The 17,166-nt window shown below is 64.7% G+C and carries 15 protein-coding genes; 10 read left to right on the top strand and 5 right to left on the bottom strand.

Annotated elements, in window-relative coordinates; all coding sequences use genetic code 11:
• Positions 1-206: 206 nt before the first annotated feature.
• Positions 207-599, top strand: coding sequence for a RidA family protein (locus ACYQ1K_RS27190; protein WP_192551697.1), 393 nt, complete (start codon positions 207-209; stop codon positions 597-599).
• A 256-nt stretch (positions 600-855) separates the two neighbouring features.
• Here the strand turns inward: ACYQ1K_RS27190 and ACYQ1K_RS27185 are convergent, their stop codons facing one another.
• Positions 856-1,866: an ABC transporter substrate-binding protein gene (locus ACYQ1K_RS27185; protein ID WP_043426253.1), complete on the bottom strand. Its 1,011-nt coding sequence runs from the start codon at positions 1,864-1,866 to the stop codon at positions 856-858.
• A 160-nt stretch (positions 1,867-2,026) separates the two neighbouring features.
• Entirely contained in the window at positions 2,027-3,397 is a 1,371-nt protein-coding gene (locus ACYQ1K_RS27180; RefSeq protein WP_459986757.1) for an amidohydrolase, read from the bottom strand.
• 243 nt (positions 3,398-3,640) lie between these two features.
• Between ACYQ1K_RS27180 and ACYQ1K_RS27175 the strand changes: the two genes are divergently transcribed.
• The 7 genes from ACYQ1K_RS27175 (at position 3,641) to ACYQ1K_RS27145 (ending at position 10,729) form a co-directional block, all read left to right on the top strand.
• Positions 3,641-4,723, top strand: a complete 1,083-nt coding sequence (locus tag ACYQ1K_RS27175) for a hypothetical protein (protein ID WP_459986756.1) — start codon at positions 3,641-3,643, stop codon at positions 4,721-4,723.
• Positions 4,724-4,734: 11 nt separating this feature from the next.
• On the top strand, positions 4,735-5,673 hold the full coding sequence (locus tag ACYQ1K_RS27170) for an aldo/keto reductase (RefSeq protein WP_459986755.1): 939 nt from the start codon (positions 4,735-4,737) through the stop codon (positions 5,671-5,673).
• A complete protein-coding gene (locus ACYQ1K_RS27165) occupies positions 5,663-6,151 on the top strand; it encodes a nuclear transport factor 2 family protein (RefSeq protein ID WP_459986754.1) in 489 nt (162 codons plus the stop codon). Before ACYQ1K_RS27170 ends, ACYQ1K_RS27165 begins: the two co-directional genes overlap by 11 nt.
• Positions 6,148-6,621, top strand: a complete 474-nt coding sequence (locus ACYQ1K_RS27160; RefSeq protein WP_459986753.1) for a VOC family protein — start codon at positions 6,148-6,150, stop codon at positions 6,619-6,621. The genes ACYQ1K_RS27165 and ACYQ1K_RS27160 overlap by 4 nt, the downstream gene beginning before the upstream one ends.
• A gap of 316 nt (positions 6,622-6,937) precedes the next feature.
• Complete coding sequence (locus tag ACYQ1K_RS27155; RefSeq protein ID WP_459986752.1) at positions 6,938-8,239, top strand: molybdopterin-dependent oxidoreductase; 1,302 nt, start codon at positions 6,938-6,940, stop codon at positions 8,237-8,239.
• Positions 8,190-9,242 carry a molybdopterin dinucleotide binding domain-containing protein gene (locus tag ACYQ1K_RS27150; protein WP_459986751.1) on the top strand — a complete coding sequence of 351 codons (1,053 nt, stop codon included), beginning with the start codon at positions 8,190-8,192 and terminating at the stop codon, positions 9,240-9,242. The genes ACYQ1K_RS27155 and ACYQ1K_RS27150 overlap by 50 nt, the downstream gene beginning before the upstream one ends.
• A 1,070-nt stretch (positions 9,243-10,312) precedes the next feature.
• Entirely contained in the window at positions 10,313-10,729 is a 417-nt protein-coding gene (locus ACYQ1K_RS27145) for a CBS domain-containing protein (RefSeq protein ID WP_459986750.1), read from the top strand.
• A 2,282-nt stretch (positions 10,730-13,011) separates the two neighbouring features.
• On the opposite strand, the gene ACYQ1K_RS27140 is transcribed toward ACYQ1K_RS27145, so the two are convergent.
• Genes ACYQ1K_RS27140 through ACYQ1K_RS27130 form a run of 3 tightly spaced genes read right to left on the bottom strand, consistent with a single transcriptional unit; the run spans position 13,012 to position 13,755 of the window.
• A complete protein-coding gene (locus tag ACYQ1K_RS27140) occupies positions 13,012-13,326 on the bottom strand; it encodes a hypothetical protein (RefSeq protein WP_459986749.1) in 315 nt (104 codons plus the stop codon).
• A gap of 34 nt (positions 13,327-13,360) precedes the next feature.
• Positions 13,361-13,543 (bottom strand): YegP family protein, encoded by a 183-nt coding sequence (locus ACYQ1K_RS27135; RefSeq protein ID WP_459986748.1) that lies wholly within the window; start codon positions 13,541-13,543, stop codon positions 13,361-13,363.
• Positions 13,537-13,755: a hypothetical protein gene (locus tag ACYQ1K_RS27130; RefSeq protein ID WP_459986747.1), complete on the bottom strand. Its 219-nt coding sequence runs from the start codon at positions 13,753-13,755 to the stop codon at positions 13,537-13,539. The genes ACYQ1K_RS27135 and ACYQ1K_RS27130 overlap by 7 nt, the downstream gene beginning before the upstream one ends.
• 309 nt (positions 13,756-14,064) lie before the next feature.
• Here ACYQ1K_RS27130 and ACYQ1K_RS27125 point away from each other — a divergent pair, with 309 nt between their 5' ends.
• Together ACYQ1K_RS27125 and istA are read left to right on the top strand one after the other, a co-directional pair.
• Positions 14,065-15,090 carry an IS481 family transposase gene (locus ACYQ1K_RS27125; RefSeq protein ID WP_459986746.1) on the top strand — a complete coding sequence of 342 codons (1,026 nt, stop codon included), beginning with the start codon at positions 14,065-14,067 and terminating at the stop codon, positions 15,088-15,090.
• A gap of 695 nt (positions 15,091-15,785) precedes the next feature.
• Positions 15,786-17,166: IS21 family transposase (gene istA, locus ACYQ1K_RS27120; protein WP_459986745.1), on the top strand; the 1,381-nt coding region annotated here is incomplete at its 3' end.

Genomic DNA, 17,166 nt, shown 5'->3' with positions numbered 1-17,166 from the left:
CGCTACCACGACTCACCTCAGCCTTTGCTGTCGATTGGGAGTCACGGCAAGCGCAGACCCCATCTGAGAACTTCGTTCATTGGAGTTAGACTTTCACACAGCGTAAGCCGTGCCGTCCCAAGGTGCGCGGCCGACGACGGATGGCGGGCAACTCCGCCGCCCAAATCACCGGGTCGGATGGCCCGAGACCGACCGAAAGGGTCAACATGGAGTCGATGACTCGGCAGAATATCTCGTCTGGGTCTCACCTCGAGAGCCTCCGGGGCTACTCGCGGGCCGTCTGCAAGGGGCCGTTTGTGTTTGTTGGTGGGATGACCGCAGGGTCGAGTGAGGGAGCCGTTGGCGGCGACGACGTCGTCGCACAGACGCGTGAGACTCTTACGCGAGTCGAGTCCGCGCTGAAAGAAGCGGGCGCGTCGATCGCGGACGTGGTCCGGACTCGGATCTTCGTCACGAATATCTCGGACTTCGAGGCGGTGGCCGCCGTCCATGGTGAGGTGTTCGGGGAGGTACGGCCAGCGAATGCGCTTGTTGAGGTTGGCGCACTGGCTCTTCCCGACCTACTCGTCGAAATCGAGGCAGACGCCATCATCGGCTAGCCGCCACCGGACCAATGTATGGTCCGTCCGGCTTGCCGGAACCAAACTAGGCATCGGCTCTGCGGTTCGGTGCCTACCTTCACAGGCCATACCCACGAAAGACCAGCGCCCCAGTCAGATTGTCTGGGGCGCTGGTCGTTTGAGCGATCGGCTCAGCCGATGGCACGTCCCGCAGGCAGTTGCGCCTGCCTGCCGTCGTGCGGGCTCCCCAATCCAGAGCGCCTCCTGCAGGAGCCGCCGAGCCGACGGACAGTCCTCACGGCGCGATGGTCAGATCCACCGACTTCTCGACGTCGATCGGGTGGTCGACGTAGTCGCCGTCCTCAAGAATCTTGGCCGTTTCCTCGTAGTTGTCCATGGGAATCTGGCCCCAGTTGTCTGGAGGCGTGTCTCCATCCCAGAGGACGTCCTTCATCGCGTCCAGCGCAGAGGTTTCGACTGGTCGGCTGGCGCTGGGCTCCTCTGCGAGGATGGCGTCAACAGCCTCGTCGGGATGCGCGAAGGCGTAGGTCCACCCCTTCATCGTTGCCTCGACGAAAGCGGTGAGCGCGTCGGGGCTGGACTGGATGGCGCTCTCGTTGGCGATCAGGCACCCGTGGAGAATGCCGACGTCATAGTCAGAAGGCTTGAAGAAGACAAGGTCCTTGTCTGTGTAACCAGCGTGATAGACCTCCTGGAGCTGCCCAAACGATGTCATCTCTGCGACGGGGTACTCGTCGTTGAGCCACGGATCCATCGTGAATCCCTGGTAGAACGTCTTAACATCGCTGGGGTCGACGCCCATCGCTGTGAGGAGGGCGTCGGCCTGGAACTCGTCGTCTGCGAAGATTCCTACCTTCTGCCCGACAAGGTCATCAGGTGAGTTGATTCCGCTGCTCTTCTTGGCCACGAGCCAGAATCCGGACTTCTGATCGAACTCCGCGATGCCCTTGATCGGGATGCCCTTGTCACGCGACAGGAAGAGGGTGCTGACGCGGTCGACGGTGAGGTCGGCCTGACCGCTGGTCAGTTGCTGAACGTTGTTGACGTTCGGCCCGCCGTAGAGAAGGTCTACATCCAGGTTTGCGTCCTCGTAGAAGCCCTGCTCCTTAGCCATCATGTATCCAGCGAACTGTGCGTTCGCCACCCAGCTCAGCTGCATCCGTAGCCTCGTCGGCGCGCCGTTTGATGTGGTGGTGCCGCCTTCGCTGTCCTTGCCGCATCCCGCGATGGAGGCAATGATCAGGAGTGCGACCGCGAGCGCGGCTGAAACCCGTCGAACTGCCATCGATATCGATCCTTTCAAGTGGGAAATCCGTATCAATTCGCCCGAGCGGGCATCGACGGCGAGCAAGAGCGTCGATGACGTGCGTGTGGCAAGGAACTTGGGAGCACAGATGCTCGGCGTCCAGTACCGCCGTGACCCCTACTGCAGGGGGCGCAGGGCACTACAAGTTCTTGGGAATGAGTGCTGTCGTATTCGCGACGATGCGTTCGAGATCTGCCAGAACGGGTCGTTCGTTCTCGACGAGCACCTGACCATTCACGACCACCAGGCTTGCCCGGTCTGAAAGACCAGTCATGATCAGGCCGATCGCCGGGTCGTGCACACCAACCCGGTCGACTCCATCGAGGCGCCAACAGGCGATGTCCGCAGCACGACCCTCCTCGAGGACGCCCAGGTCGGGCCTGCCGAGGCACTCCGCTGATCCCCTGGTTGCCATTCGGAGCAGCTCGCGTGCCGACAGCCACTTCTCGGGCTCGTTGGGGTCAGCGGGGCGGTGCGCCAGCGCAGCCAGGCGCAGATCGCCAAGCAGGTTCCCGCCATCGTTGCTGGCGGACCCGGTCGTTCCAAACCCAACCGTGATTCCGGCGTCGAGGTATTCCCGGATAGGCGCGAGTCCCCAGCCCATCCGAAGGTCCGGCGCAATGAGATGCGCGATCGCGACGCCTGCGTCGGCGAACTCGGGGATCTCCTCCCGTGGAGGTACCACAGCGTGAGCCAGCCATACTCGGTCGCTGGCCCAGCCGTGCTTCTCAAGGAAACGCCACGGCGTCATACCGTAGAGGTGGTCGCTCATTCCCGCGTCGAGCGGTTGGTAGAAGTGGGTGTGGAGGCGCACGTCGTAGTCCGCCGCCATCTGTGCGAACGCTTCGAAGAGTTCGGGCTTGTCGTGGGTGACGCCGCAGGGTCCAAGAGCGATTCGAACCATTCCAAACGGTTCCGGCTCGTGGTACTGGTCGATGAGACCCAGACAGTGCTGGACGACTCTGTCGACGGGCTCGACGAACAGGTCGTCGCAGAAGCCACCTTCGCTCTTGCCGAGCGTCATCGATGACCTTGCCGCATGGAACCGGATCCCGAGGTCGGTGGCGGCCTCGATGGTTGCGTCGATATAGCTATCGGCCGTGGCACCGGGGAAGAATAGGTGCTGGTCGGCGACCGTGGTGATGCCACCGAGGAGCGACTCGAGGAGGACGGCGCGCGCAACCTCCCGGATGACATCTGGACCGAACTTCCCGTCGCGCCACCATCCTGCGCTTCTGGTCAGGACGCCTTCGAGCCAACTGGCCATCGTGACCCGCTCGAGTTGGGGAATCGCCCGCATTGCGCCTTCGAACAGGTGCTGGTGCGAGTTGATGAGACCTGGCAGCGCAATCATTCCACGCCCGTCGATTGTCCGTGAAACGCTGCGATCCGACAGGTCCTTTCCGACGGCGACGATCTTCGGCCCGTCGATCAGAATGTCGGCGTCTTCCAACTCGCGTTCTTGATCGTCGAAAGTGATGACACGTGTCAGTCCGCGGATCAGGATCATTCTCTCTCCTTCGTGCAGGGCTCTTACGCCCGGGTACGACTTGCTGACGGCGTCGACCTCGAGCAACGGCGCGTGGCGGTCTTCGGTCCGTCCTAGGTCCGGTGCTACTTGCGTCATGTTCCCTCGCGGAGGTCTTGTGTGCGGTGCGTCACCCCACTGAGCGATGGACCCTAGACGACATCCGAAGTTGGATGCAATACTTCATCCAGCATTCCATGTGATTTCTTCTAGAAGGCCGGGTAAATGGGCGACGCACGCTCCAGCACCACCGTTAGAAACGTCCTGGATCCGCTCACAGGTCAACGACGTGATGTCGTCCTTAACCTGCACCGCTCCGGCTGCGCCGGACCAGTACGACGCGAGCTCGACGGATCCGCATGGTGGATCCTCCCGGCAGCCATCGACGCGGACGCGCACATGCCGTTCGTCCCTGCGGGCATCCGGCAGTACGACCTGTTAGCAGCACTGTCCGGTGGCGTCCACCACATGGTTGTCGCTCTGCCGTATCAACTCGCAAGCGTGCACCCTTTGCCAGCCTTGATCGCCGACATGACGTCCACGGCCCTGCCGTCGATCACCCCAGTGCTGTCCGTCGGCCCCACCACCGACAGCGAGGGTTTCCCCCGCTGGCTGTCGGCGAACATCGGATGCATTCGGGACTTGCTTCCTGGCATCGTGAAGCTCTACACGCCCGATCCGAACTTCCAACGAAATCTCGACGCAGTGCGAAACGCGGGACTCAAGCCAGCGGTGTTCGCATACACAGCCGACGAGTTCGACCTGTTCATCGAAAGCGCTCATTCTCCGCTGCATGTGCGGCACGTGACCTCGCGCCGCATGTACGACCGCGTACGGGCCGTGCCGGGTGCCACGTGTCAGACAAGCCCGCACATGCTCCTCGCCCTCGCCGCGGAGCGGCGAGAGGAGCTGGCGGTCTTACCTACCCCGCCGAACGACGAGGATCGTCTCTCCTTGGTAAGCGTGTTCGATGGCATCACCGTTGTCGCCAGTGACCACGTCTCCCCTCCGATCGGTGCGCCGACCGGCCCCGGCCTCCAGACCCAACAACATTTCACCTCCGCCCTGCTGACGTGCGTGGACCAATTCGGCTTCGACCTCGCGCAGACTTGGCAGAAGGTGACCTCGGCTCCAGTCGACGTGTTCGAGTTGAGCGTCAAGCCGGGAGCGATTCTGGTCGATCCCGAACTGCAGGCGCCGGTCGAGCTCTGGCCACGTCAGCGCCCTGACCGGGCTCCCTACTTGGGCAGCCGGGTGAAGGGCCGCGTATTGGCTGTCACATCCGGCGACGAGGCGGTAATGGTGTGATCAGGCGAAGGATGGGAGCCGGGCCCGAGCTGTCCGCCCTTGGCCTCGGGTGCAACAACTTCGGACCCCGGCTCGATGCGAACCAGTCCGAGGCCGTCGTGGCCGCATCGCTCGACGTGGGCATAAATCATTTCGACACGGCCGACATCTACGGGGATGGCTTGTCGGAGCAGTATCTGGGTCGCGCCATCCGCGGCAAGCGTGCGGATGTTGTGATTTCGACCAAGGTCGGGATCCGCCGCGACGCCCTCGTTGGTGGCGGTTCCCGTGAGCACGTGGCTCGATCGTGCGATGCCAGCCTTCGCCGTCTCGGGACCGACTACATCGACGTGTACTACCTGCACAGGCCTGACCCAGGGACGCCGATCTGCGAAACGCTCGGAGCGTTCAAGGAACTGGTGGAGGCAGGGAAGGTGCGCCACATCGCCTGCTCCAACCACGAGCCGTGGCAAGTGACGGACATGTGGAACCTTGCGGAGCTCGGTGAGCGGCCGCCGATGGCGGGCATCCAGGTCGAACTGAATGTGCTGCAGCGAACCGCGGAAGACGCGCTTCTGCCCGCGTGCGAAAGCTTAGGGATCGGAGCAGTAGTCTACTCACCCTTGGCTTCTGGCCTGCTGACAGGCAAGTACAGCAGCGGGGCCGAGTTCCCCGAAGGCTCGCGCATGCGGGTGATGCCACAGTTCGCCGGCATCGCTACACCGATCAATATGCGCATCGCCGAAGGAATGCGCGAACTGGCAGCGGAGTGTGGAACTCGGCCATCGGCTCTGGCCCTCTCGTGGGCGCTGTCTCGGCCTTCGGTGACCGCGGTCCTGGCCGGTGCCACCTCGCCTGAACAAGTCAGGCAAAACGCAGAGGATGTCGCGTTCAAGCTCGAACCAGTGCATGTGACGCGAATGGAGGAAATCACCACCGCGGCAACTCAGGAGAACTGCAGTGAGCGTTGAGGAGAACGAGCACGCCGAAATCCTGCGGCGACTGGATGCTTTGGAGTCGGCAGACCAGATTCGTCGCCTGAAGGCCAGATACATGCAGTGGTGTGACGACCGGCGGGGCATCGACATCGGCTCGCTCTTCTGGGAGAACGGCGTTTGGGAGGGTAAGGGTGCGAGCACCGCCGGGACTACGGTCGGCGCACCGGCGATCGGCGAATTGTTCGCCGCGACCCCGCCTCGGCTCACGTTCACGGTCCACTACCTCACCAACGAATCGATCGAAGTCGACGGCAACACCGCGACCGGTGCGTGGAAACTGTTCGAACCCTGCACGGTTCGCGACGAGGTCGCCGTATGGCAGGGCGGGCGTTACGAGGACGTGTTCGAACGGCGGGAGGGCGAATGGCGGTTCACCCGCCTCACCCTCCATCTGGAGTACCGGAGTCTCTACGACGAGGGCTGGGCCCGCAATCAAGTGGCGGACCTGTGACGTTTCCCGCGTACGCGCTCGACCATTTTTCCCTCACGGTTCCAAACCTCGAGCAAGCCGTGGACTTCTTCATCCGCGCTCTTGGAGCTCGGCTCAAGTACACCCGCGTCCTGGCGCCAGGCAGCGAACCGGCCTTGATGGAAGAGAATTACCTCGCCCATCGCGAGGCAGGCTTCGCGCTCGCGAAGCTCGAGCTCGGCGGGCTTGGCATTGAACTCTTCGAGTACTCCGCCCCGGATCAGTCCCGGTCTCAGCCGCGCAACTGCGACCTCGGCGGGACTCATCTTGGCATCGTCGTTCCAGACATCGACGAGGCGATTCGCCTTGCTGCGACCTATCCCGGCGTTCGTGTGCTCGGGGAACCCCAAACACTCCGTGGGGACCACCCACTGGGTGGCCGCCGATGGGTATACCTGCTGACTCCCTGGGGACAGCAGTTCGAGTTCGTGAGTGACGAGTTGAGGGCGTGAAAGGACGTCGCACCTGACTAGGTACGAAGGGCCCCTGATCATGTACTAGGTGATCGGCCGCTCCGGTGAGTGCCGTGCGGAGACGCGCCGCGGGGTCGTGCCTGCAGAGCCCCCAGCGGTACCTGGTCGCAGGAGGATCCTCAGGGTTAACGCGGCGGCAGGTCACGACCAGTACCGAGGACGGGCTTGAGACGTTGCAAAGGTGTGACGCGGCGCAGCAAGGCGTCCCTATCAAGGCCCTAGCGACCAGCGCGGTCGCGCGCGGCGGCCGCGCTGCGCCAGTCACGCCATCACCAATGAGAGAACCGAGGCTCAGATGTCGATCGAATCACCCAGGGCCGGCCAGCAGCCGCCCCCTCAGCCTGAACCGCGCCTGAAGGTGGCCGAAGCGGCCGACCATGCCGTCGGGGTCAAGGCTGTGGCCATCGCGATGCGGCAGGCCGTGTCCCAGATGGGCGTCACGCGGACGGTCCGAACGCTCACGCGAATCAACCAGCCTGGTGGGTTCGATTGCATGTCATGTGCTTGGCCCGATCCAGATCCGGGTCAACGCCACTCGGCAGAGTTCTGTGAGAACGGCGCCAAGGCCGTCGCCGAGGAAGGGACGAAGGCCCGCGTGGAACGCGAGTTCTTCCAGATTCACAGCGTCGACGACCTAGCGACCAGGTCCGAGTACTGGCTCGGGAAGCAGGGACGGCTCACCGAGCCGATGGTGAAGCGGCCCGGGTCGCGGTATTACGAGCCCGTGGGATGGGCCGAGGCGTTGGAGCTCGTTGCCGATCACCTCAACGCGCTCGTCACGCCAGACGCGGCCGCGTTTTACACATCGGGCCGAGCATCGAACGAAGCGGCCTTCGTCTACCAGCTCTTTGCGCGGACATTCGGGACGAACAACCTGCCTGACTGCTCCAACATGTGCCATGAGTCCAGCGGCGTTGCACTCTTTGACTCGATCGGCATCGGCAAGGGCAGCGTCTCACTTCTCGACATTTACGCAGCCGAGTTGATCGTCATCGCGGGCCAGAACCCCGGAACAAACCATCCACGCATGCTGTCAGCGCTTGAAACAGCGAAGCGCCGAGGCGCCAGGATCATCTCGGTGAATCCACTGCGCGAGGCAGGCACCACGAACTTCCGAAATCCGCAGAATGCGCGTGGCGTGGTAGGGGCCGGGACCGACTTGGCCGACCTCCACCTGCGGGTTCGCGCGAATGGCGATCACGCTCTGTTTCTCGGCATCGCGCGTCTACTCGTCGAATGGAACGCTGTCGCACCCGCGTTCGTCGCTCAATACACAGTAGGCTTCGAAGCATGGGCCCAGCATGTCCGCGAGGTCGATTGGCGGACGATCACCGATGCCAGTGGGATTCCAAAGGACCAGATCGAGGCTGCAGCGAGAATGCTTGCGGCCTCGAGTGCAACCATTTGGTGCTGGGCGATGGGATTGACGCAACACTACAACTCCGTTGCCACCATCCGCGAGGTCGTGAACCTCGCCCTGGCACGGGGCGACCTGGGCAAGCCAGGCGCCGGGCTGTGCCCGGTACGTGGTCACTCGAACGTGCAGGGTGACCGCACGATGGGCATTTGGGAGCGTCCCCCCCGCCTGGTTCCTTGATGCCATCGCGACCGAATTCGACTTCGAGCCGCCCCGACACCATGGCTTCGATGCCGTCGAGACGATCGAGGCGATGGCGAAAGGGCGGGTCAAGGTGTTCGTCGGGTTGGGCGGCAATTTCGCGCACGCCGCACCAGATACTGGATTCACGACGGAAGCGCTGCAGGCGACGGACCTGACCGTTCAGATTTCGACGAAGCTCAATCGCTCCCATGCTGTCTGCGGAGCGACCGCCCTGATTCTTCCGACACTCGGGCGTACAGAGCTCGATATCCAACGCACAGGACCGCAGCGGGTCACCGTCGAGGACTCTATGTCTTCGGTCCATCTCTCTCGCGGTCGCCTCCAGCCGGCCTCCAAGATGTTGCGTTCGGAGGTCTCGATCATCTGTGGGATTGCGGCAGCAACCTTCCGGGAGAGCGCCCTTGGGATCGACTGGGGCGCCTTCGCCGATGACTACGGGGTGATTCGCAATCACATCGAGGCAGTCATTCCCGGCTTCGAGCAGTTCGAGGAACGCGTTAGCAAGCCCGGCGGATTTGTGCTCCCGCATCCACCACGAGACGACCGCAAGTTCCAGACGCCATCAGGGAAGGCCGAGTTTGCCGTGTCCGAACTCTCCACGTTGACGGTGGAGCGGGGTCAGCTGGTGCTCCAGACGTTGCGCAGCCACGACCAGTTCAACACCACTATCTATGGACTCAACGATCGGTATCGGGGTGTGCGCAGCGGCCGTCGCGTCATCTTTGTGAACCGGGAGGACATTGACGACCTCGGGCTCGCCCCCGGTGACTTCGTCGATGTGGAGGCCGTCTGGAGCGACGGCAGACGCCGAGTTGCACCCGCATTCCGTGTCGTCGCGTACGACACACCTCGCGGCAGTGCCGCTGCCTATTACCCCGAAACGAATCCACTCGTCCCGATCGGCTCAACTGCTGCAATCAGCAACACCCCGACCTCGAAGTCAGTGATCGTGACGCTGAGTCGCTTCAAGCCCTCCTGAGTGACGGCCTCGGACGACTGAGCCCAAAGTCGGTGGGCGGCGACAGAAGTCGACCAACTCCGAGGCTGACCGGTCAGGTCGGCGCACCGACCTCCGGGAGACGCGCGAACTGGACGACGGCGGAATGACCGACCTGCAATCGACGAGCGACCGACACCTCGGTGCGGAAGCAGACGCACCCCGTACTCGAACTGAGTCCGATCTCTGTTCAGGTTGTGGGACCAACAAAGGCGAAAGAGCTCGGGCCGGTTCGTCAGGGCGTACAGCGCCTACATCAAGCAACCTCATGAAGCGCTTGGCCATCTCTGTGATCGCCGGAGGGGTCGACATCATGCCTGGTCCCGCCGTCGCTGCCGATCTCGGCGAGCACCGCGACAGCGACGCCAGCCGGTGGGCAGACCTCATTGTTGGCCGAGACCTGTCATCATTGCTCGGGGTACGGCATGGCCGTTGCCCAGGACCAGCGCGTCGTCGCCGAGTTGACCCGGCCCCTCCGCGTCCAGTTGAGGTTCGCGATACACCCCGCTCGCAAGCAGGATCCTCGAGCGCATGAACGCACTGCTCGCGGGAGCTGCGATTCCACACACATCGTCAGAGAGCAAAGAAGTGAACGTCGAATGGCCTGCAAGTCGGTCGTTCTCGTCATCAGCGCCGACGACACCGGAAGCCGGCCGGAGCCGTGGACCCCAACAGCCCGATCGCCGGCACGTCTGTGCTCCGCCTATTGGAGGCCGACCGGATCGCCGTCTGCGAGCGATCCACGGCACCCAGCTACGGGGTTGGCCTCAACCCACGGTTCGACCGGGACTCACTGCCGTGCTCGGTGACGCAACGGGCCAAAGCAATACTGGACTGACGGCCCCTGCTCCTGCAGGAGCGTCGTGACATCACGCGACCAGCCGATGACGGGCGCCTACAACACCCCCTCAACTTCGGATCGCATCGCAGTGTCCGCCAAGAGTCCTCACCCTGCCCTCGGCCTATCCGCCCCGTGCTCGCCGCCGCTCGCCAAGCGACTGGTGTGGGAGTACATGGTGACTACGCCGAAGTCGGCGACCTCCACTATCACCGTGGCCGAAGCACTTCAGGCGTTCTCCGACGACCACGTCCACATGCTCCTGATCGTGGAGAAGTCACGCCTGGTCGCCACCCTCATACGGGGAGACATACCAACAAGTGCACTGGACCACGCCCCGGCGATTGCCTATGGGACTTTGGAGTCGCGACTGATCGGCCCCAACGAACCAGCCGAGCACGCCTGGCGAGAAATGCGCGACCTAGGCATCCGGCGGCTCGCAGTGGTCGACGAGGCAGGCATCCTCCTCGGTCTTCTCTGCCTTAAGGCAAGCGGCAAAGGATTCTGCAGCGACGACAACGTCGCCGCGCGGGCCGCGGCGCGAGCCAACGGCGCCCGATCCGACACCCTGGGTGATCCAACCGACGCCACCGAAGGAATCAACCCTCCGGAGGCAACCTCGCCCGGATAGAACGGCCTCCTCGTAAGCAAAGGGCGCAGGTTCGACTCCTGCCTTGGGCACCAATGAGTCCGAGTAGGTCAAGAGGTGGAAACGACCGCTGACCTGCACCTTTTCATCAGCTGCTCCTGTTCAACCTGTGCCAAGCCATGTCGCAGGGGCCTGAACTGCGCTCTGCGAATCCTCTCTGGAGGATCTCGGGGATCGCAGATCTATGGACCTCTTGTGAAATCGACGGCACGAACGCTTGGGCGTATGAGGCCTGCCAGGAATCGGGAGGTCCGACGGGTCCACCAACCGACCGGAGCAGGTGCAACCCCCGTGATCGGCGGCACAGACCCATTGGGGTAGCGTCGCGGCCGAGCACGCCGGTCATCCGCTCGGCGCCGACCGATCACGGCGGGCTCGGCATGTCCTGGGCTACCGGCTCGGGCTCAAGGGTGCATCCGTCCTCACTGACTGGTGACGGAGGTCGGCTGGGATCGTCCTCGGCACCTGTCGTATCTCCGAATGTACTCGTCTCGCCACCAAGGGTCGATGTGGCACGGATCGGTGATGCGGAGTTTGACGACTCTCCACGCCGACTTCCCCTGGCCTCACGACCACCATGTCGCCCTGAAACACGTCGCCGTCCCCTCGTCTCCCGCCAACTCGAGCATCGCCGCGATGCCTCTCGCATTCATCGACGGCCCTCAAGCAGAGCCTTCTCTTCCGCTTGGAACCTCAGGATGGGCGTCGTTCTCTTGACTTTGTCGAGCCGCGGCATCGGCCTGGCGGGTGCTGATCCGTTCCATGAGAATCACCTCCATGAACTACTGCGACCGCTTCTCCAGGTACCTGCCTTATACCTCTCGTCTAAGCTCCTCTCAACGTTGGCGATCGTGGCGTCCTCAGCAGCCATACGCGCCCGGAGATTCGTAACGCAGAGCCGCCAGACCACGGCTCCGCCGATCAGCTCGGCCACGTCGACGACCGGTTGGGCCGCATTGATCCAGCCTTGCAATCGTGTGCGGCACTTGCGCTGCTCGGGAGGGTCGTCTGACGTTTGGCCTGGCGACGCTTCGGCCTCCGAGAACTGCGTCGGCTGCCTGCCAAACGGCTGCGAGGCACGTGAGGCAGCACCGGCCGCCCGAGGGTCTCAGATTGCTCGCAGTCCAGGACGATCAGGACCTCCCGTTCGCAACGGTACGCTGCTAACGCATCCATAGAGTCGCGACCGGCGACCTCCGGGACATACAGTGACCCAGCCACAGTTCCGGGAGCAGCGCCGGTTATCGACAGAACCCGACTCGACGAGCCACCAGCCATCACGGAAATCTCGCTCTACATGCGTCGCCGTACGATGAGCAAGAGCAGTTGCTGCACCACCTGACCGACATGCTTGACCGAGTCAACGCCCTCCACGACAACGGCAGTCAGTAGCCGCAAAGGCGCGCACCGTCCGCGCGAGCGGTTTGCGGGTGAGGACTGTGACGGCCCGAGGGGCGGGCCGGGCGCATCAGCCAGGCACGATGGCGCGGTGGTACAGACCGTCGGAGGGCCGACTGCCTTGCGGCCATTCGCCACGCATCCGGGGGTGCCGCGGCGTTCATGTGCCTGCCGTCAGAAGCACTTTCGCCGTACTGGCACATGCGCCGTACGGGTTCGCTGATCCGGACGGCAGACGACCCTATGAACTGGATCTCTTACCGGCCAGTTACCCCCTCGAGTTGACTAGCGTGCCGTCACTGCCGACGGCATCGCGGACCCCGAGACCCGCAGGTCGTCGGCAGATCAATGCGTTGGCCACTCCCTCCCACGAACAGCCAGCGCACGCCCGGTCACGTCTGCTCTCTGTCACTTGGCGTGACCGGGCGCCCCTGCTGTGCCGCATGCTTCCTCGAGGCAGGACGAGGGAGGACGGCCCGCCCGGGATGCCTCCACGGGCGGGCCGGCTCGGGCCTGCCCGCCGACTCGAGGCGACGACCAGCTACTGCCAGGGTCGAGGTGCACCGCGGAGACACTCCTGGACGGCGAACGCCGACGACGCCCCGGCACGGGCGAGCACGAGAACGAGCCAGACAGACCAGCGAAGATGACGTCGGGCTAGGCCAGGTTCAAGTTGCTTCATCAAGCATGGTTGTGGGCGCGGCGCGTGTCCGCCAGACCTGTCTGCGACGAGGCGCCCCGAGGTACTCGCTCACGCAGTCGAGTGGCGCTGAGCGCTTCGTCGCATTGGGGCGCGGTACGTCGTTCGCGCTGCCATGCTGATCGGCCATCCTGATCGGCCCGTCGGGCACGCGATGGCGGCGAGTTCAGCCCCGACGCACGTGTCGCCGCAGTCGTCGCTCGACGGAAGACGCGGTCATCGCGAACACGTCCGGATCGGCGCCGGCCGTGAGCAGGAGCTCGGCGACCTCCTGGCCGATCGAGTGGAAGAGCGGGATCGTCATCCATCGCCCCCGGGCTCGTCCGGCGGCGACGCCAAGCAGAAGCGGGTTCGGGCTGATCCGCCGCAGTTCGGCGACGGCCTGTTCCGTCGGCGTTCCGTTGTGGACCGCTCGACGTGCGACCTCCTCCAGTGTCGCGACCTGACGCTTCTCCTGGGCGAGCAGCTTCACCTCACTCACTCCAGCGATCTCGCTCGTCCGCGCCTGCCATGGTTCACGTTTCGACCACGTTCGCGGTCACGGCCGCGACGCGCAGCCGTTCGATGTCTTGCACCGCACCCGCGCGGGTGATGTATCCGCCGTTGCGTGCAAGCACTTCACCGTCCCAGTCGCGCAGGATCCAGTGGTACTCGCCGCCGTCTCGAAAGACCTCGAACAGCCCGACGATCTTCAGCATGGGCTGCCGGCCATCTGATCCAGGCCACGCGGCCGCGCATGAACCCTGTCCGGCATCTCCGCCATGATCGCGAGGGCGGGCCTCTGGTCCGGGTCGACCCACCCCTGATGCGCACCGAGCCGGAACAGTGTCGCTTCGACCCCACCCAACAGCCCGCCGAGCAGGGCCAGGTCGAGGTCGGGCGGCAGGGTCATCACGTGGATCTTCTTCACAGTCATCACTTCTGGTCGGTTCGAGCACCCCATGGCATCTGCCGGGAAACCTGACGCACCGATTCGTACCGAGCCGGTGGCCGGGCCCCGCGCGCTGGCCGCCAGAGGAAGGAGGAACAGGAGGCCAGCTGCTGTGCTGTCGATGACCTCAGGGGGTCGAGGTCCGCGAGATCACGACAGTTCGTCGGGACGCTAGGTGTTCTGACCACGGACGTTAGGTACGGCGGGTCGGCTGGACCATGACGAAGACCTCCGGGTGAGGTGTGGAGCTACCACAGCAAACACATCTCATGAACCCCGGAGGTCTTCGTGTCCCACGCTAACGCCACCCTCGCTCCTGCCGGCCGCCTGCGTCTGGCCAAGCTCATCGTCGAGCAGCGCTGGACCTATGCCCGCGCGGCCGAGCGTTTCTCGGTCAGCATCACCACCGCACGCCGGTGGGCCGAGCGGTACCGCGAGTCCGGCCCTGAGATGGGCAAGGACGGCATGGTCGACCGGTCCTCACGCCCACGCCGCTGCCCGAACCAACTGCCCCAGCGCACCGAGCGCCGCATCGTGAAGCTGAGGGTGACCCGCCGCTGGGGACCAGCCCGGATCGCCTACCACCTGGGCTTGAACCCCTCCACCGTCCACCAGGTGCTGCGACGCTACGGCTGCCCCCGGTTGAAGTGGACCGACCCAGCGACCGGCACCCGGATCAAGACCTCCTCGCGGGCCAAGAACCGCTACGAGCACGCCGCGCCCGGCGACCTGGTCCACGTCGACATCAAGAAGCTCGGCCGAATCCCCGACGGCGGCGGCTGGCGAGCCTTCGGGCGCGGGTCTGCCCACGACCTGCACGCGAAGTCCGGCCGTGGGCAGGCCGCTCGGGCCGGCGCCGCCAGCTCACGCGGCTACGTCTACCTCCACCACGCCGTCGACGACCACTCCCGGCTGGCCTACTCCGAGATCCTCGCCGACGAGCGCAAGGAGACCGCCGCGGCGTTCTGGAAGCGCGCCAAGGCGTTCTTCGCCGCCCACGGCATCACCGTCAAGGCCGTGCTCACCGACAACGGGTCCTGCTACCGCTCCCGGCTATGGGCCAACACCCTCGGCAAGCAGGTCAAGCACCGCCGCACCCGCCCCTACCGGCCGCAGACCAACGGGAAGGTCGAGCGGTTCAACCGCACCCTGCTCGAGGAGTGGGCCTACGCCTGCCTCTACCTCTCAGAGGACGACCGCGCAGCCACCTACCCGGCCTGGCTACACCACTACAATCACCACCGCGGCCACACCAGCCTCAACGGCAAGTCACCCATCGACCGCGTACCCAACCTCCCCGGGCAGAACAGCTAGGGCGCCAACCGGGGTCTCGCCTCGCCTACCGATGGGTAAGAGATCCACTTCATAGCGGCGACGCCCGTCCGCAGCAGAACAATCCTCCTGCGGCATCGCCTCCGGGCCGCACACTCTGAACCTAGGCCGACAGCAGCGCGGCTCGATTCACGAGCCCGATGGGCTTCACGCGGGAAGATCTGCGCTGCCCAGAGAGCCGTCGCACGGCACTGGTCAATACACCTGGGGGCATTCCGAACCCGACGTCGGAACGCGAGCACGCGACTGTTGTGTCGCATGGGTCGGCGGGCGCATCGCAAGGTCCATGACACGGACGAGGACCGTGGCCCCCGATTGGGCACCTGACTCGTGACAGCGGCGCTCACCCGAAGCCGCCCCTCGTCAGGAGACAACGTGTCATTCCCTACGCAGATGAGACTGGTGGGCTTCATCGCGATCGCGCCCAACCTGCACGTCACCTGAAGGCGGCGCCGAGTGCTGCCGGTTGCGCGTTGGCGTCGAGCAGTGTCGGCGGCCACGAGAAACTGCCCGGAGACGGCCACGAAGCTGCCCGGTGGCGGACATGAGAACTGCCCACTGACGGTCATGGGATCTGCCCGACACGACGTCGTCTGCCTCACCGGTTCCCACGGTTGAGGCCCCTCCTCAGGTGCGGTTGGCGTGCTGATGCGCCGTTCGCCCCTGAGGAGGGACATGTGAAGTCTGCCGAGGAGATCATGGAAATCTTGGATGCCTACGACCTGACTGGGTCGTTTCGTGATGCCGGTGAGTTGGCCGGCTGTTCGCACCACACGGTGAAGCACTACGTGGACCGCCGCGCTGCCGGCGGGGAGCTGGACCAGACCGCAGCCCGGCTGCAGTTGATCGATGAGTACCTGCCCAAGGTCGAGGAGTGGGTCGAGCGGTCGTTCGGGAAGGTCCGTGCCGATGTCGCCCACGAGAAGCTCGTGGCGTTGGGCTACAAGGGTTCGGAACGCACCACACGCCGCGCGGTCGCTAAAGTCAAGGCGTCCTATCGCTCTGGTCGGGTGCGGGTGCACCGGCCCTGGGTCACCGAGCCGGGGATGTGGCTGCAGTACGACTACGGCGACGGCCCGGTCGTCGACGGCGTCAAGACGGTGCTGTTCGTGGCGTGGCTGGCGTGGTCGCGGTTCCGGGTCGTGCTGCCGTTGCGTGACAAGACGATGCCGTCCGTGTTCGCCGCGCTGGACGTCACGTTCCGCCGACTCGGTGGAGTGCCGACCTACGTGCTGACCGACAACGAGAAGACCGTCACGGTCGAGCACATCGCCGGGATCCCGGTCAGGAACCAGCAGTTGGTCACCTTCGCCGAGCACTACTCGGTCGTGGTGCACACCTGTGTGCCCGCGGATCCGGCGTCCAAGGGCGGCACCGAGGCGTCGGTGAAGATCAGCAAGGCCGACCTCGTCCCCAAGGACACCAACCTGCGGGAGGAGTACGCGAGTTTCGCTGAGCTCGAGGCGGCCTGCGAGGCGTTCTGCGAGAAGGTCAACACCCGTGCCCACCGGACGACGAAGCGGCCGCCGATCGAGATGCTCGCCGAGGAACGAGCTCGGCTGCACCCCGTTCCGGCGCGAGCGCACACGGTCGCGTTCGGCACCACCCGCATGGTGCCGGCGAACACCCCGATGGTGATGTTCGAGTCCGGCCAGTACTCGGTCCCACACACCCTGCTCGGTGCAACAGTGTGGGTCCGCACCCACGGGGTCGGTGAGGACGAGTGGGTCGTCATCGTTCATGTCGGCGACGACGGTCCGATCGAGGTCGCCCGCCACCGTCGCGCCACGCCGGGAACGCCGAAGATCGATGACGGGCACTTCCCGCCCCAGCCGTCCGGCCCGCTGGACCGCCAGCCCCGAGCGAAGAACGCCGCGGAGTCGGAGTTCCTCGACCTGGGTGAGGGGGCCCGGCTGTGGTTGGTCGAGGCGGCTGCCGCGGGCACGCCGCGGATGCGGGTCAAGATGACCGAGGCGCTCGCGTTGGCCAAGTTGTTCGACCCCGTCGAGGTCGACTGGGCACTGGGCCACGCCGCGGTCCATGGCCGGTTCGCCGAGG

Source organism: Nocardioides sp. AN3 (assembly GCF_054653495.1).
This window is presented reverse-complemented; position numbering and strand designations above follow the sequence as displayed.

Coding starts and splice junctions, on each gene's coding strand:
- ACYQ1K_RS27190 (WP_192551697.1), top strand. CDS start 207: ATGGAGTCGATGACTCGGCAGAATATCTCGTCTGGGTCTCACCTCGAG.
- ACYQ1K_RS27185 (WP_043426253.1), bottom strand. CDS start 1,866: ATGGCAGTTCGACGGGTTTCAGCCGCGCTCGCGGTCGCACTCCTGATC.
- ACYQ1K_RS27180 (WP_459986757.1), bottom strand. CDS start 3,397: ATGATCCTGATCCGCGGACTGACACGTGTCATCACTTTCGACGATCAA.
- ACYQ1K_RS27175 (WP_459986756.1), top strand. CDS start 3,641: ATGGGCGACGCACGCTCCAGCACCACCGTTAGAAACGTCCTGGATCCG.
- ACYQ1K_RS27170 (WP_459986755.1), top strand. CDS start 4,735: ATGGGAGCCGGGCCCGAGCTGTCCGCCCTTGGCCTCGGGTGCAACAAC.
- ACYQ1K_RS27155 (WP_459986752.1), top strand. CDS start 6,938: ATGTCGATCGAATCACCCAGGGCCGGCCAGCAGCCGCCCCCTCAGCCT.
- ACYQ1K_RS27135 (WP_459986748.1), bottom strand. CDS start 13,543: ATGCTGAAGATCGTCGGGCTGTTCGAGGTCTTTCGAGACGGCGGCGAG.